14 protein-coding genes and 1 pseudogene are annotated in these 17,116 nt (G+C 39.9%); 1 reads left to right on the top strand and 14 read right to left on the bottom strand.

The genetic code is table 11. The features are described from left to right. Position 1 precedes the first annotated feature (1 nt). From DS737_RS05510 to DS737_RS05490, 4 genes are all read right to left on the bottom strand, one after another. Positions 2-3,262 (bottom strand): type I restriction endonuclease subunit R, encoded by a 3,261-nt coding sequence (locus DS737_RS05510; RefSeq protein ID WP_113996992.1) that lies wholly within the window; start codon positions 3,260-3,262, stop codon positions 2-4. A 36-nt stretch (positions 3,263-3,298) separates the two neighbouring features. Further along, positions 3,299-4,216 (bottom strand): Abi family protein, encoded by a 918-nt coding sequence (locus tag DS737_RS05505; protein ID WP_113996991.1) that lies wholly within the window; start codon positions 4,214-4,216, stop codon positions 3,299-3,301. 214 nt (positions 4,217-4,430) lie between these two features. Further along, on the bottom strand, positions 4,431-5,798 hold the full coding sequence (locus DS737_RS05495) for a restriction endonuclease subunit S (RefSeq protein WP_113996989.1): 1,368 nt from the start codon (positions 5,796-5,798) through the stop codon (positions 4,431-4,433). Then, on the bottom strand, positions 5,798-8,080 hold the full coding sequence (locus DS737_RS05490) for a type I restriction-modification system subunit M (RefSeq protein ID WP_113996988.1): 2,283 nt from the start codon (positions 8,078-8,080) through the stop codon (positions 5,798-5,800). Before DS737_RS05490 ends, DS737_RS05495 begins: the two co-directional genes overlap by 1 nt. Before the next feature lie 119 nt (positions 8,081-8,199). On the opposite strand from DS737_RS05490, the gene DS737_RS05485 reads away from it, so the two are divergent. After that, positions 8,200-9,255, top strand: coding sequence for a competence protein CoiA (locus DS737_RS05485; RefSeq protein WP_113996987.1), 1,056 nt, complete (start codon positions 8,200-8,202; stop codon positions 9,253-9,255). Positions 9,256-9,268: 13 nt separating this feature from the next. Here DS737_RS05485 and DS737_RS05480 read toward each other — a convergent pair whose 3' ends face one another. The 10 genes and pseudogenes from DS737_RS05480 to DS737_RS05435 form a co-directional block, all read right to left on the bottom strand. Further along, entirely contained in the window at positions 9,269-10,282 is a 1,014-nt protein-coding gene (locus DS737_RS05480; RefSeq protein ID WP_113996986.1) for an HNH endonuclease, read from the bottom strand. Between the two features lie 7 nt (positions 10,283-10,289). Further along, positions 10,290-10,877, bottom strand: a complete 588-nt coding sequence (locus DS737_RS05475; RefSeq protein WP_113996985.1) for a class I SAM-dependent methyltransferase — start codon at positions 10,875-10,877, stop codon at positions 10,290-10,292. A gap of 65 nt (positions 10,878-10,942) precedes the next feature. Next, positions 10,943-11,065: pseudogene (locus DS737_RS16250) on the bottom strand (AlpA family transcriptional regulator); the annotation flags it as partial. A gap of 15 nt (positions 11,066-11,080) precedes the next feature. Further along, a complete protein-coding gene (locus DS737_RS05465) occupies positions 11,081-11,311 on the bottom strand; it encodes a helix-turn-helix transcriptional regulator (protein ID WP_113996984.1) in 231 nt (76 codons plus the stop codon). Positions 11,312-11,407: 96 nt separating this feature from the next. Next, complete coding sequence (locus DS737_RS05460) at positions 11,408-12,304, bottom strand: recombination directionality factor (protein WP_113996983.1); 897 nt, start codon at positions 12,302-12,304, stop codon at positions 11,408-11,410. 113 nt (positions 12,305-12,417) lie between these two features. After that, the gene (locus DS737_RS05455; protein WP_113996982.1) at positions 12,418-13,569 is read right to left on the bottom strand and encodes a YqaJ viral recombinase family nuclease; all 1,152 of its coding nucleotides are present in this window, start codon (positions 13,567-13,569) and stop codon (positions 12,418-12,420) included. 130 nt (positions 13,570-13,699) lie between these two features. Further along, positions 13,700-14,758 (bottom strand): DUF932 domain-containing protein, encoded by a 1,059-nt coding sequence (locus DS737_RS05450; RefSeq protein WP_113996981.1) that lies wholly within the window; start codon positions 14,756-14,758, stop codon positions 13,700-13,702. Positions 14,759-14,896: 138 nt separating this feature from the next. After that, complete coding sequence (locus DS737_RS05445; protein WP_031944332.1) at positions 14,897-15,196, bottom strand: hypothetical protein; 300 nt, start codon at positions 15,194-15,196, stop codon at positions 14,897-14,899. A gap of 133 nt (positions 15,197-15,329) precedes the next feature. Beyond that, the gene (locus DS737_RS05440; RefSeq protein WP_113997961.1) at positions 15,330-15,704 is read right to left on the bottom strand and encodes a hypothetical protein; all 375 of its coding nucleotides are present in this window, start codon (positions 15,702-15,704) and stop codon (positions 15,330-15,332) included. 131 nt (positions 15,705-15,835) lie between these two features. Continuing rightward, on the bottom strand, positions 15,836-16,966 hold the full coding sequence (locus DS737_RS05435) for a J domain-containing protein (RefSeq protein ID WP_407641408.1): 1,131 nt from the start codon (positions 16,964-16,966) through the stop codon (positions 15,836-15,838). Between the last annotated feature and the right edge of the window lie 150 nt (positions 16,967-17,116).

Genomic DNA, 17,116 nt, shown 5'->3' with positions numbered 1-17,116 from the left:
GTCATCTTGTTTTTTGCTGACTCACCAACACATCATAAATAATATTGGCAAACTGCTTCATTTTGGCTGGATCACTCATCAGCTGTGTCATTTGTTCAGTATGCGCAGTATTACTATCAAGTACCGCATCATCTAAAGCACTATCAAACTCCCCCAACATCGCTTGTTCACGGGTATTGTTTTGAATCTGCTTCATCATTTTGGTGTTTTCAGACATCTTGTCTGCCACGGTGTAGACATAATTAATCATGTCCTGATCTGTCAGCTTATCGGTAATAAAAACATCATTTACACGCTGTAAGATGACCGATAAAAAATCCTCTTGTTTATTTTTTGCTTTTGCCGAACCCAGATCATTGGCTGGTTCTAATTTATGTTCAGTACTATCCGCTTTAAGTTGAATATCCTGTTGACGGATTTTAGAGAGCCGATAATGACTCATTGCCACATTACTCAAATCAATCACATCTTCATCTGCCGCTTGCTCACGTAATAACGGACGCAAAGTACGGGCAAACAAACTGATTTTTTCGAGTTCTTTATCATCATATTCCACAATTTGTGACATAAACTCATAAAAACGACTAAAACTACCTAAATCCTTTTTAAAGATTTCTAGTGCATCACGTGCCTTTTTCGCTTCTGCAAATTCATTTTCAGCATTTGCAATCAACACAGGTTCACCTGTTCGTTTGGTAATTTCCAAACGATTCTTGGTCACGTCATAATCATTGATTGCTTGCGTATAACGTTGCTGCCAACGTTGCATCGCTGGTTTACAGATATTGGCAAGTGCTGCATTAGATTTGTTTTTGCTATAGAAAGCATCAACAAATTGCTCGACTTCAGCCATAAGAAAAATGCGTGCAGCTTTCAACTTTTCAGCAAGGTCATAGACAATATCAGGATTAGAAACATCTGCCAGTTCAGCTGTTTGGTAGTAAGGCTGGAATGCATCCAAGATTTCTTGTGGTTCGTTAAAGAAATCTAGAACAAATGTGCCTGATTCTGCTTTGCCAGGATAGGTTCGGTTTAAACGCGATAAGGTCTGCACGCACTCAACACCACCCAGTTTTTTATCGACGTACATAGCACACAATTTTGGTTGGTCGAAACCTGTTTGAAATTTATTGGCAACGATCATCACCTGAAAGTCATCGCTATCAAATGCCTTACGCATTTCACGCCCTTTCAAATTTGGATTCATATTAGTTTCAGTAAACTTCTGCCCGACCAAATGGCTGCTGTCCGCATCATGATCAGCAAATTCGACTTCACCAGAGAAAGCCACCATCGCTTGGATATTGGCATAGTTTTGCTCTGCCACATATTTATCAAAGGCTTGTTTGTAGCGTATGGCTTCTTTACGTGAACTAGTCACTACCATGGCTTTGGCTTGACCACCTAATAAGCCCATCACATTCTTTTTAAAATGCTCAATAATTACACGCACTTTTTGCGAGATATTGTGGTCATGTAGTCGTACCCATTGATTGAGCTTGATCTTGGCTTTTTTGGCATCGACCTGATCGTCTTTTTCTTCGATCTTTTGTTTGAGCTTATAAATCACTTTGTAGTTGGTATAATTTTTTAAGACATCCAAAATAAAGCCTTCTTCAATCGCTTGGCGCATTGAATAGACATGATAGGCTTCAGGCTTATTGGTCTTGGATGGAGGTAGTTCAGGATTCGGCAAACGCCCAAACAGTTGTAATGTCTTATCTTTTGGTGTTGCCGTAAAGGCGTAGAAACTTAAATTCTCACTCCCTTTACGTGAAGCCATCACCGCATCGAGTACATCTTCTGAAGTCAGCTGATCATCCTCATCACGCTCCTCAAGCATCAGCGTTTCTTTGAGCTGTCGTGCTGTTGAACCACTTTGCGAAGAATGTGCTTCATCTGCAATTACAGCATATTTACGTTCCTTTAAGCTGGTACTGTTTTCAATTGCGCGTAATACATAAGGGAATGTCTGAATAGTAACAATAATAATCGGCTGTGCCATTTCCAATGCTTTTGCCAATTTTTCAGATTTAGAGCCATCGCCCTCTTTATTGTTAATCCGCCCCACCACGCCATCCGCGTGTTCAAACTGATAAATCGTGTCCTGTAACTGTGCGTCGAGAATAGTTCGGTCTGTGACTACAATCACCGAATCAAACATTTTGTTATTGTTGGCATCGTATAAGCTAGACAGTTGATGTGCGGTCCATGCAATTGAATTAGATTTACCAGAACCTGCACTGTGTTGGATCAGATATTTTTGACCTGTGCCTTCTGCTAAGGAGTCTTCGACTAATTTCGTCACGACTTTCCATTGGTGATAACGTGGGAAAATCAGGCTTTCTTTTTTATATTTACGCCCTTCCCAGTCTTCTTTTTCTTCAATCTGTAAGTGAATAAAATTACCAATAATATTCAGTAAGCTGTCTGGGGTTAGAACTTCATTCCACAAATAACCTGTGGCGTATTCATTCACATCTTCAGGCACATCATTGCCTGCACCCTGTTCTTTAGTGCCTTTGTTAAAGGGCAAGAAATAGGTGTTGTCGCCATTAAGATGGGTTGCCATATAGACTTCATACTGACTCACCGCAAAATGCACCAATGCACCACGTTTAAAAGTCAGTAATGGTTCTGGTTTATTGGTTTCAGGGTCTTTTGGCAGGCGTGTTTTTTTGTACTGTGCCATAGCATTTTGCACAGCTTGTTTAAACTCTGACTTGAGTTCCAGCGTTGCCACAGGAAAGCCATTAATAAACAGCACTAAGTCGATGCGCCATTTTTTTGCTTGTTTACCTGTGGCTTCGAGTTCGGCTTTGTTGGCATATGGGCTATACACCAACTCAGGTACAACACGGCAAATATTCTGTTTGTAAATTTCATTGAGTTCAGGGTTTAGACCATGTTCAGGTTTAAACTGGCAAAATGAAAAACGTGTACCACGGGTTTTTAGCCCATGACGTAATACACCCAAAGTCCCATAACTACGAGATTCAATATCGGTGGCATTAATATCCGCCTTTTTAAGCTGCGCCACCACAGTATCTAAAAAATGGCGTTCAGTATCATTGGGGAAAATGCTTTTAAATTTCTGCCATTCTTTGTCTTGAGTGTTTTGTACAAAATCCAGAACATCTTGTTCATATAAGGCTTTTTCACGGTGATAGCCTTGCGGTGAACCGACCTGCCAACCGTGGCTTTGCATTTGCGTAATAATATCTTGTTGAAAATTCGTTTCTAACGTTACATCAGATCTCATTTTTCCCGTCACCCCTTTAAATTCTAAATATTTTTTCTATTTTTTAATCTGCCAGATTGGATAAGTTTGCCAATCTTCAGGAAAGCCCATAAATGCTTTTGATATGTTATTATGCGACAACAAAAGGTCTATCAAACGCTGACGCCATGTATGTTGTAGCGTAATTTTATCCATAAAGTACAGTAGAAAAACCAAGCTATTATACAATTTACGATCTGCCGAAGTCGTTTGATCAAAATTGCACTGCTGCGCCAAGCCCAAAGGTTTGTTTCGAGGTTTCGCAATGGTTTTGGTAAATTTACGATTCCATAGCCGCGAGTGATGTGCACAAGTATTTCGCAAATATACGAGATGCTGTAATAAACCTTCAAATTGCTTTTCATCGCAATCAAAATGACTCGAAATTGCTGCGCGTGTTTGTTTGGGAGCAAGTGACTGATACCATTTGGAAAGCTGACCAAAACTCATCACCTCACAAGTTGCCCAAATCGGTGGTAGCTCTGGATCATCATAAGTACGTTGATAATGCTCGATAAACACTTCATCGGCTCGGTCTATTTCTCCCTCTAACGACTCTAATAGCTTTTCCCATCTACGCAGCGGTTTAAAATATTGCGGATGCATAAATGCATGCGCACCATGCCGATGCGCAAGTTCATAGGCAAATCGGGTTCGAATAGCCACTTCAATCCGTTCGATTGCATCGAGTACCAATAGTCTGAGTTCACGGTCAAAAACATAGATTTCCCACACCTGTTCAAAATGAGTATTTGCTTTAAAATAATGGGGTGAATGGGTCTGTTCAAAGGGTAGCCAATAGGCACCTAAACGGTAATAGTTGACTTGGGCTAAATGAAAAATGGCATTTTTTTCATCAGAAACGACCATACCACGAGATTTTAAAATCTCTAGTTGTTCGGAAAATGTTTTAGGGGATTTATTAAATGCTTTCATATGGCATGACCTGCACATCGAGGTAATTGCCTGCATGTAGAGCTATTATTATGTTTTGGTATAGCAGAAAAAAGTAACCCGACAGTTTGAGGATGCAATTGCTTGCCTAGCCTTGTCGGGTGTTGTTGAGCGTATTGTGCAACTTTGTGCGTTTTTGTGCAATGACTTTTTGTTCGCATTTGCGACCAGATTTGTATAGGAGGAGTAGATAGAGTCATGCACTTAACTCCACATCCGCTTCATTCTTTTGATTCGGATGTTGCCAGTTACGGACATCTATCTTGCCTGTCACGGCGGCTGAGATAAGTGCTGTACGGCGTTCTTGCATGAGTTGAATTGCTGATTCAGCTTTATAAATTAGAGTATTGAACTTATTTTTTTGATATTGAATAAAATTATAAATTTCGTCCTGCTCTAAACAAGGAGGAATGACTGCAATAATCTCATTCAATATACCAATATTAATGACCCCCATAGTCCCCCCTCTAGACAATTGCTCAAACTGTTTAAAGACAGCATCACTTTTAAGATACTCTCTAAAAAAATTAGGATTGAAATTATTAGATACTGTTGCTTTTATTAGACGTGGATTAATAATTCCTTTTTCTGCATTCTCTGGAAATACAGCAATTTTTCCAAATGTACCCACACAGCTAATCAAAATATCTTTTGGGTACACTGCATAACGGTTTAATTCTATGTAGTTTTTCTCTGAAATATAATAGTCCCCAATTTCAAAATCATTAGGAATTACTTGTTCTTGACCGTAAACTTTAAAGCCACTTGGTACATACATATCTTTTGTAATACTCGAACCAAAAGGCCCTGCGATAATATTTATACAGACATATTTAAACCTTGAGACATCCCAATGCTCAGGCACTTCTCCCAACCATTCCACACCTGAATTTTTCATCGGTACATTTGGATTTAAACCTTTTATTACCGCATGACTAATCACTGCTTGGCGTTTTTCTTTCAGCAGTTCAATCAACTTTTCTTGTTTGGCAATAAGGTTGTCTATTTTTGCGGTTTCGTGGTCGAGGAAGTTGATAACTTGCTGAATATCTAGAACTGACTTTGGTAAAGCAATTTTAATATCACCAACTGTGTCAGTATTTAAATTAAGTTGCGTTCCCATTTTACCAAGCCCTTTATACGCTTGTTCGCCTGCAAACACATAAAATAAATATTTATTTGGAATTTTTAGATCAGGAAAATATACAAAACCATCGTGAATGCATGCCTTAATTTTATTAATACATGGTTTGCCTACAGTTCCAGCAATGCTCAAAAATAATTCATTAGGTTCTAATTTTACACTCAAAGAGCTACCTAATTCAGACATAGTTTGTGTAGTCTTTAAAAGATATATATCCGAGGCTGAAACATCTGCAATTCTGACCCAAGCATATTCACCATCCTCATCAAAATATTTGGGATCATCGATTGGTCGTGGACTTGCACCTCTCTTCACGGAACTAAGGTGCTTAATTTTAATAACATCCCATTCTTTAGGCACTTGTTCTAACCACTCAACACCCGAATCTTGATATTCAGCATATTTCTGATACTTTGCCATTACGAATGCACCTCTTGCAGAAGCGCCATAATTTCACGGCTCACCGCATCCAAGTCCGCATCAATCTCCGCCAAATCACGCGGCGGCTCATACACATAAAAATGACGGTTAAACGGAATCTCATAGCCCACAATGCCAATTTCGCCATCCTGAGCATCACGCTTATCGGCATTGATCCACGCATCTGGCACATGTGGTTGTACTTCACGCTTAAAGTAAGACTCAATTAAATTGGTGGTGTTTTGGCTTGGGTCAAGCGCAATATTTTCCGCATCACGCAAGTCACCATCCTGTACAAACTCAACCACTTTGCCTTGGTAGCTAAACTGACCATATAGCGGATTTTCTTTCGCTTTAACAACCTTATTCATCACAGGTTCAGCTTCATGATTTTTCCAAGTCACCGCATCCAAGAACTGCTTTTTCTCTTTGGCTTCGAGTTTAATGCTGGTGTCTTTTAAAGTCTGTTTGAGCAGCTCATCAAAGGCATTAAAGTCATCATGCTGCGCCGTACCAATTTTAGCTTGCAAGGCTTCTGCTTTACGAATTAAGGCCCGTTGTTCTAACCAAAGTTTTGGCTCTAGTACCGTTTTAATGTCTTTTTCTTTGAGTTCGCTAAATTCAGCTTTGATCAATGCACGAATTTCAACGTGTTGATCATCACTCAATTGACCATAGCTTGCTTCAGTCCACTCTTTGCCATAGCTGTCATAGATTTTTTGCATCACCGTATTAAATGGCTTTGGTGCAAAACGTAAACTCGCAATTCGTTCATCAGACAATTGAGCAGATAAACGTAATGGGCGTTCAATGGTGACGCGACGGTAGCCAAATTCATAACTATTAAAAATTTTGCTTGAGAATGGTTTTTGCTGTTCACTTTCACCATCTAAAGTCAGCGTATCTACCGCTTCAAATGCACCATAGTTTTGGGTAATGGTCTTAATTTCTGCATCAGTCAGGTAATTACGCTTTGAGCCAAGCGACTTACGCATTTTCGAACTAAGGCTCGCGGCATTAATTAAATGTACTTTGCCTTTACGCTCAATATCTTTTTTATTACTGAGCACCCAAACATAGGTCGCAATGCCTGTGTTATAGAACATATCAGTTGGTAAGGCGATAATCGCTTCGAGCAAATCCGCTTCTAAAATATAACGGCGGATTTCACTTTCACCACTGCCCGCACTGCCTGTAAACAAAGGCGAACCATTTAAAATGATACCAATTCGACTGCCTTGACCTGTGCTATCCACATCACGCATTTTACTGATCAAATGCATTAAGAATAATAGCGAACCATCAGAGACACGCGGCAAACCTGCACCAAAACGGCCATTAAAGCCCTTTTGTTCATGCTCATCTTTAATCTCTTGTTCGATCTTTTTCCAATCGACACCAAATGGCGGATTTGACAGCATATAGTCAAACTTTTCATAGGCAAGCTGGTCATTAGACAATGTATTCCCTAACTTGATACGACTGACATCTTGCCCTTTAATCAACATATCCGCTTTACAAATGGCGTAGGATTCTGGATTCAATTCCTGACCAAACACACGCATCACTGCTTCTGGATTATGCTCATACACATATTCCGTACCTGATGATAGGAAACCGCCTGTCCCAGCAGTAGGATCATAAATCGTTCGAATCACACCTTCTTTATTAAGGGCATCATCATCTTGGCTAAAAATTAAACCTGTTGTGAGTCGCACAATATCTCGTGGGGTAAAGTGTTCTCCTGCTGTTTCATTTGAACTTTCAGCAAAACGACGAATCAGCTCTTCAAACGCTAAGCCCATATCATGGTTAGAAATCTTCTGTGGACTTAAATCAATTTCAGGTTTTGTAAAATATTGTACTACTTTATACAGTAGATTAGCGTCATCAAGTAAACCAATAAACTCTTCAAATTTAAAGTGTTCAAAGATTTCACGCGCATCTTTTGAAAAGTGTTGAATATAGCTGTTTAAATTAGCTCGAATATCATTCTTACCCAATTTGGTTAAATCAAGCTCAGAGGTATTAAAAAAAGTTAGACCCTCTGTCGCCTTTAGCAACATTTTTTCTTTTGCTTCTTCTGGCAAAGGCATTGCCTTCACTTTTTCATTCGCTTCAAGCACTTTAGCTTTGCTTGGCTCAAAAACACACTCTAAACGACGTAATAAAGTGAATGGTAAAATCACACGTCCGTATTGAGATTGTTTAAAGTCACCACGAAGTAGGTCTGCGACTGACCAAATGAAAGCTGCAATTTGAGAAAAATTGTTATTTGTCATTGAAATATACCGCTTGCTTTACAGCTTGAAACTTAAAATTTATGCGGCTAATTGTGCCTGATTTACAATGGGTTTTACCACCCGTAAAATAAGTTAAAAATTAACTAATTCGTATAAAAATGGGCTTTCTAAGTATTATCGAAGAAAAAGAAATTTATAGCTTTATGCTTGATGATGAACAATGGTCAAGATTAAAAGAGAAATATAAAAATCTAAATATGTATATGCCATGCTGCGATACCAAAGCAATTCCCAAAAAAAATAAATTGGGTACTCAGTTTTTTGCTCACCATCCATCAAGTACATGTGAGTTTAGCTCAGGAGAAAGTCGTGAACATCAACTTTGCAAATACTTGATCCTAAAGCATCTACATGAAAATGGTTGGAAAGTTTTTCCTGAATATCGAGGTCAAACACCTGATGGTGAAATATGGATTGCTGATATTTATGCAGAAAAAGAACAATCAAAAATTGTAATTGAAATTCAATGGTCCTACCAAAGTATAGAAGAAACAGAACGTAGACAAGAAAAGTATAAAGCTTCAGGAATCCGTGCAATTTGGTTCATGCGCACAACTTTAAAAAACAAATGGGATGTAATAGATTATCAAAGTTATGAATTGCCTATCTTTTCAATTTCCTTGGACAAAGAATCTCACCAACTTATTGCAAGTGGTGCTTTTAAAAATTGTGACAGTTTTGATTTAGTAGAAAAAGAATTTATTCAGTTCTTCCAGCACCTTATGAGCGGTGGTATTCAGCACTCATTAAAACCCAACGCTCAAAGATTTTTACAGTTAGGATTGAATCAAGTCAGATGTTGGAAATGTAACCAATTAACCAATACTATTATGGAAATCAACTACTTCATACATTACAAATCAGACTTAACCAAAATAGCTGAATTAACTATCGAACACCTCTCTAATTCTCATAGTGAAATTTTAAATAACCCTAAACTTATGCAAAAATATACATATGGTTTTATTATTAAACGTTTTAGTAAAACACGTGGTACAGCCTATTTATCCAATGGCTGCTTTCATTGTGATGCTTTACAGGGGGCTTTTTTTGCTCACCATGAAAAGGACCCTAATAAAATGAAATATAGTGAATATATAGAGGTAAGATTAGATAAGGATAGTAAGGTTGATGATCTTTGGTACTACCTTTAAATAAGTTAAAGAATTAATTTATATTACTCCAAAAGAGATATCCATTCTCCTTTGCCTGACTATACGCCCAACTTGCAACACTATGTGATCTTTCAATATTTGCAAGAAAACCCAGCTTTGATAACTGCTCTGTAATGAGGTGATCAAAGTTTTGGTTGCGCTCTTGCCATTGGAACAAAAACTCTTCTGACGCCAAGAAATCACTTTTTGCCGAATTGCATTTTTCATCTGCAAGCACAAAATTATGACCTGTATCTGCTGGGTACATTGCCCAAGGTATGAAATGATCCACAGCCCATTTATTTTGTTTAATTGGCTTTTGGCAGTAAAAGCACTTATATGCTTGTAGGTCAACTAGGAACTTCCCTACTTGTCGAAGCTGATTTCGGCTTGGCTCAAACATGAATGTTGCAAGATCAGGTAAACCATCCAGAACCAATAAATTACATTTATTTAATCTGACAAAATCAACCCATTTTTTCTGACATAACTCTTCAATGATTTCGCTAAACTGACGTAAGCAATACATGACATTTGGCAAAAGTATAAGTTGTTTTCGAGAATCTTCTAAACGATATAAAAACTCAACATTTTGACCTTTCAAATTCTGTAGGTAAGTTACAGGCATTTTCTTTACGATATCTGCTACTTTCTTTTTCAATTGTAGCCAGTACACATGATCTCGTCTGGCTAAGGCAAGGGATTTATAACTTTGCTGAGCAGTGTAAATTAAGCTGATAATTCCTGCTTGCTTGCCATTATTCTGTTGTAATAGGAACGGTTCATTTTCATTAAAATGAAATGGTAGAGTCTGTTTCCAATATAAATCTATGAATTTCTCTGCAATATCCAGATAGTCTAACGTTAAGCTTTCCCCAGTATCATCTCCTTGCTCAATCGCTAAGCGAGAAAGACTCATCAACAAAGCAAATTTATAAGTGGAAGAAAAACTTCCTGAATGTAAAATTTGCTGGATCTGTTTCAGAAACTTGAGTTGCTGCTGTGGTGTAGGTATGGATACTGACATTATTTATTCAAATTCGTTTTTGAAATACGATATTGAGCCAATCTTCATTATGATTGGGACGTTTATCAATCGTAATCCATTGTTGTAACAGTAAAATATTATCAAATTTTTTTAATAAACTCTGTGTTTGTGATTCATCCATATCGGTAAATTGTCTTCCATCCTTGTAACGGTCCCCCGCACCATATTTAAATGACATATAGCAGATACCATTCACTTTTAATGCTTTCAGTATTTTTTCCAGTACCTCCGGCAAACGTTTTCTTTCACAATGTAATAGTGAAGCACATGCCCAAATACCATCATACTTATTTAGCTCAGACAACTCATAGAAGCTTTCAAAACGTACGTTGATTCCTGTCAATTGACATGCTTTATCAACCAGTTCTTTTGAATAATCTGTTGCTGCAACCTGATAACCTTTATTATTAAAAGCTAAGGTATCTCTACCTGAACCACAACCTAAATCAAGTATAAAAGCCTTATCTGGTAGGTAACGTAAAAATGGTTGGTATAGACTCTCCATATCTACCCTAATTGTAGACTCAAAGAACCCCAGTGCATTTATATCGTAATAATCTAAAGTTTGTTTCATTAATATCATGAATAGTTTTTCTCAATTCTATCAAAAAAATAAGGGAGCAAAAGCTCCCATTATTCTCATTCTTCCATCTTAGACTTAATCCTTTGATGGATTTCCCAAGCAGACCAACCGAAATGCATCTCTTTTAACCGTATCGGCTGAGGAAATGTCGGATCATAATATCTTGAATTTTTTTTAATCGCCTCTACCCTCTTTTATCTTTCAATAACTTTTGATTCAATCCATGCATTTACTTCCCTAGCTATCCATCCCACGCGGTTTGCTGATAATTTGATTTGCTTTGGGAATGTAGAATCATAACTAACGTTTTTAGGATCTAGCATATTGTAAATAGTAGCCCGACCTAACCGCGTAATTTGCATGACATCTTTCAAGTTTAGTATCTGATTCATCTGAAAAGTTTGACCTGTGATCGACGCATTCATGATGTTTTCTCCTAATCATTGATGCGAGCGCGTATTCGCTCAGATGATAGGTCAGTCCAATAAAATTTTACGCAGTCCAATGTTGTCTAAGCCCTGCTAGTTCAAAGCCTGTACTGACTGCTGTAACCCTTTCTGGATATCCTGCATATGGTTCAGGTCATGGAGTTGTTGAGATGATTCTTGTTTGGATTCCTCCGTATAAAACTCCTCAACAATATCCAAGCCCTCTTCACCTCCCACCTCAAAGCTGGCATTGCCATAGCCCTGCCTTGCTACATGATCTAATACTTCTTGATAAAACCCTGCTGATTTGCTCTGTTCATTGATCTGTTTGGCAGAGCTAATCGCATCTTTCAGGTTTGTGCCATCTCGTAGGGTTAAATCCACATAGTAAATCGGGGTACGGTAGCTTTGGGTGGTGCTTTTGCCTCTTAGCGTTAGTTGCAGTGGTAGGCATGACAACAGGTCACCCGATGCTGCATGATAGTAACGCAGCCGAGCTGCCAAAGTGCGGATGCTGTTAAAGCCAGTGGTTCTAAAGATGAATGTGCCAAACTCATCCGATTCATCCAGATTGACGTAAAGCCGTCCGTAGGGTTTGCACAGCCCACCTTGCGCCAGTGGACATAAATCAGGTGATGGGCATGGATGTTGTTCAATGCCATTTTGCCCAAGACGCTGACAGCTTTCTCCATTGCCTGAGCAGATTAAGCGTCCAGTCTGGCGGTCAAACAGGCTGTACTCTGCTCTTAAATTCAATTCAGGATCATTAAAGATCATACGGACTGGAATGGTTCTGAGTTTCTGATTTTGTGCCTTGGCACGTAACTGTTCATCTAATGGATGTCTAATCCATCCGTCTTTCCCTTGAATTTGACTAGTAATGGTAAATTGATCATCTTTTTCAGGGACACGCTTACCATTCTTTTCGACAATCTTGCCGATACTAATACGACCCAGTACGGGTGGTGTAATTGCTAAACCTTTAATCATAATGAATTCCTTTAAATAAAAAATGGACATAAAAAATCCCACACCTGCTGGGGTATGGGATCGATTGGTTTTAGTTTGGTAGTGTTAGGTAGTAAATGTGGATAAAGAATGAGTTATCCACCATTCGGATAAATCTGAAAACGCCGTGTACCTACTTTGGTTTGTGGGAACTGCTGTAGATATTCAGGGTATTGTTTCAATAAAGCCTTAGTGTCTAAGCTGATAGAGTCTTGTGATTTCTTCCATGTCACTGAGCCACCTGTAAACACAGCTCGCTCGGCATCTTTCATCAACATTTGTATTTGATGTTTGAGTTCATCGAAATACTGTTGGTGTTGCTCAAGTCTATGTCGCTCTTCTAAAAGCTGGTTAAAGAGGTAGTTGGCCTGTTCGTTTTGAGTCAGGTCTTCTACGGTTAATGGGATTTGCTCTGGATAAAGTTGTTGTAAAGCTTTGGCAGCAGATTCCGAGGCATCGACACTCGGTGGAATACCCGATTCAACACATTGCCAGAAGTGACGTTCGGCATTGATGATGTGTTGAATCACCGTTTCATTACGGGTCACTTTATAGATTTTGGTTTCATGTCCACAGATCAGCGCACAGATATGTGCCGCTTGTTTGCCAGTCACTGCCAGTTGATGTTGTACCTGACACAACACATATAAAGGCACGCCATCTCGCCAAAGTTTTGCACCATACTCTCCGACGGTTTTACACTCTAATATTTGAACTTCATCGCTACCAACAACGACATAATCCAAATTCGCCAACATAAAGTGTTTGTCTTCATCGGGGTGTTGTAGCACGGCATTGACACGACGCACTTTATGATTGGTATGCATACTGTAGTATTCAGCCACCAAAGGTTCAAGCTGTTTCCCCCAATACAACGGTGCATAGCCTGCACTTTCATCTTCGATGTTTTGCTGCATGCGTCCTGTTTTAATCATCCATAATTCGAGCATCGACATATAGGGATTGAGACCACAGGTCGTTGCAGCATCACTGCTGCCAATCCCTTGCTTTCTGACTTCAAGCCATTGCTGGTAATTGAGTTGCTTGGTGTTAGCTAAGCGTTTAGCAACTGGTGTTCTGCTTTTGCGAGGCTGTTTAGTTTGAGCTGGATTGGATGAATGACGTTTACTTCGGGTGCCTACTTCGACCTGTTGGGTTGGTGGGTTTTGGTTTGGATTAAGCTGAGGTACATAAGGCAATAAGGGTGGATGGTTTAAACTGTTCTGAATATGGGTATGACTCTGCATGGTGTATTGATCCTATCGTTATGAAATATGTAAAAGCTGAATTTTGGGCATAAAAAAAAGCCACATCTGAGGAATGTGGCGAAGGGTGTTATTGCTTAGGCTAATATAGCTTGCTTAACTGAAACTGAATTTATGCCACCATTCTGAGTGCTTGTTCTAAGCCGCGTTGTTTAATCGCAGCCCCCGCTCCGAACCATGCTGAATCGAGTCGATGATCGGTACTCATCGCTCGTCTTTCGTGGTCAGTGAATTCCGTGATTGCGCACAGTAAACCATAGGCTGTGTCTTTGGCTGAACTGAGTTCAGCCCCTCGTCCATGTCCATTAAACATAGTCATGACTTTTGACATCGCACGTCCATTCGGTTCTGTTTTATTGTCGGCTTTTGATGAGTTTGTTTGATTCGGCATGGCTGCATTTCGATAAAACTGAATAATGCTTTCATCCTGTTCAGCGATACTCAGATTAGTGTTGTTAAATACAGCATCAAAGTAAGCAGCTGCTTCTTGTTGCGTTACTTTACGTTGACTGAGCTGCTTCATTTCATACATGTGTTCATCCCATGCTCTGACTGATACACCCAACTGTTGTTTGACTTTATCCGCATCGAAACGAGTGCTGTGCGGGACTTTGACCACACCTGTGTTGTTCGATCCAGCGTTTTGTGCTTTGAGTGCAATGGCTAAGGTGTTATTACAGACCACACGAATAGAGGTGAATTGTGCGGTAGTCGCCAAGGTACCATCACACGCCGTCGCTAAAAGAATGTAGCCATTACTGACATCTTTGCCTTTCAGTGCTGAGGTCTGTCCAGTTTTGGCTAATGCCCAGAATTTCTTCCCGCCTTTGAGCACCCCAGCAGTTTCCAGCTCAAAGCCTGATTGTTCAGTCAGGTCACGATAAAACTCTAAAATGTCTTTGGGTTGTACTTCTTGAAAGCGTTGACTGACCACCGATAAAGGTGCATGGGTATCAGAACGATACAGCACCCTTTGTTCTTCAAAAGGTAAGATGATGTTTTGTCCGCGTTGGTTTTTCGCCATGTAACTGACATCAGAGGATTCGATACGCCAATCCATACCTGCTTGTTGTGCCCAGACTTCGATGGGTTGATTGGGTGTGAGTTGATTCCCCAACCCATGCCAAGGGGTTTGACCCGTGAATGCCATTGTTTCAACTAAATGTGCCATGAGCAGAATTCCTCTATAAAAATAAAGATGTGATGTTTAAAACTTAAAATGCAGTGTGCTTAGGGGTGTTAGAGCTAGGATTGTTGCAGCTCGGGTTGTTGCAGCTAGCGTTGATACAGAGATGAATGCGGTAATTCTTTAATCAGCCACTGCAAAGCTTTGTCCGCAATGCAAACATTGGTAATGTTGAGCCGCGTGGTAATGTCGATAAAAGTAATGTTGACTGACCAAGATCAATACGCCCCCTGCAACTACGCCAATCAATCCACCGACATAGGGGGGAATGCCCGCACTTCTTGCCAACTTTATTCCGAGTACAGCCATCGTGAAGGGTGAGAAATTTTCTAGGATTTTTTCAAAATATTGAGGGCCATGCGCTTGTGTGGCTTTCAAGATCACTTGATCTGAATGGCAATAAGGACAATGTACGGGATTCATCATGAGTGTCCTCGCAGTGAGTAAAGTGATGACAAGCATTCTCTGTAGACATAAAAAAACCATGCCCAACATGGGCATGGTTGTTTGCTTGCTTTTGCGCTATACAGTGATACTCGTCCTGAGTTTTGCCGTGTTATTTAAAGCGATAACTTGCTGCACCTTGATCTGTTTCAATATCAACTTTCACAATCGATTCGTAAGAGCAGTTTAAATATAACTCTAAGGCTTGGCCCATTTGGAAATGTGCTGGTAATTGAATGGGATTACGGTAGCGTGCGGTATATCCACAACGTCCATTATTCACATCCACTTTATTCAGTGTGATTGGATTTGCATCGAGTGAACGGATGGTGAGGATCACATAAGTCCGATCGTATAATCCGCCTGGGCTATATTCCGTATTGAGCGTAACTTCCATTCGTTCAGGATTAAATTCAGTACCACATCCCGATAAGCTCAAAGGAAGTATGAGTAGTACAGGCAATAGGAAAGTCTTCAATCTATTCATCATTATTTTATCCTCTATTTGATAAGGCTTGATTTGTGTTTGGACAGTCGTCAGCGGTTTATTGCGTTCGCTTGGTGCTGGTTGTTCAAATAGGTAATATGTATCTGAAATTTCTTTATATTGATTTTCCGTCAAAATGACGCTAGCAGTGCTTCTAAACAACTGCGTGCTTGATTGATCTGCTGCGCCTGTTGTTCAATCAATTGCCTCACTGCTGGAGGTAATTGTTGGTATTGGTCAGGATGGAAGTCAGCCATCTTACGACGGTAGGCAAGCGTGAGGCTTGGTCGATCTAATTGTTCAGGGGTGATATCAAGTAACTCACAGGCGGCGAGTTGTACGGGTGTCAGCTGATGGATCGGTATGGAAGATTGAGGAGCATGCTGCTTAGCTTGGGTATCTGTATATGCAGGATACTTGGTCAGTATGGCGAATGCTGTTTGTTGCTCAACATTCAATGCTGTACTGATCTGAAAGAAATGGCTGCGTGTTGTTTCAGCGTCAAAGTTTCTTTTATTCATTAACACCAATACTTCTTCGAGCAAAGCAAGGCTTAACGAAGGAGGTAGGCTGTGCTGAATCAGTGTGATTTCATCCAAGATATCAAAAAAGTCGAATGGATGATTCTGTTGCATCATCTGTTTGAGAAACTGTTGGTCATTGGGATGAACCAAGTCTCGGTCAAACAATTGTGTCATCAAAGTTCTTGTGGATTGGCTCCACTCTCCTCTCCACCCCAACAATAGGTAGGCATAGAGCTTCATGATCGGTTGTAGATTGGCAATGGTGTCTTGGCTTTGAGTCTGCTGCTGATTCTCATGTATAAAGTCTGAGGAATTCTTCTGCGTTTGAGCTTTAGCGAAGGCACAATACTGATTGAGGAAATCGGCCAAGAGGCGTATTCCTGCTTTTTCAGGTTGAGCCAAGCTGACTTTGACTGTGCCATTGATCACCAGGTGTTTGCTGAGCAGTCCCATCGAATAGCCAACCGAGCTAATCGATTTCAAGGGATAGGCATTTGCACTGGCAAAGGCTTCTTTGAAGTAGATGCCTTGATCGGTTAAGCACAAGCCATTTTTTCCCTGTCCAAAGACGGTTTCATCGACTAAGACCAAGACTTCTTCTGCTTGGGTTTGTGCAGGTAAATAACTCATCGCACCCAGAATCTTATTCATGGGAATCTGTGGAGCGACATAAATGTTTGGGTCAGCTTGCAGTAAAGCCAACTGAGCAAACTGTTGTTTAAACTGATTAAAGTCCATCATCGATTTTTCACTCTTGTTCCCATGAAGGCCTGATCAAAATATAAATTTCAGTAATTGAAACGGCCACATGATGGCGCGTCCAAAAAGGTAGGCTGCGATTGGTCCACTGTCTTCAATCCGCCAAAGCAGATAAAACCAATACAGCAC

It is taken from the genome of Acinetobacter haemolyticus, from assembly GCF_003323815.1.
Lineage (GTDB): Bacteria > Pseudomonadota > Gammaproteobacteria > Pseudomonadales > Moraxellaceae > Acinetobacter > Acinetobacter haemolyticus.
The sequence above is the reverse complement of the archived record's forward strand: the minus strand, read 5'-3'. Positions and strand labels throughout refer to the sequence as shown.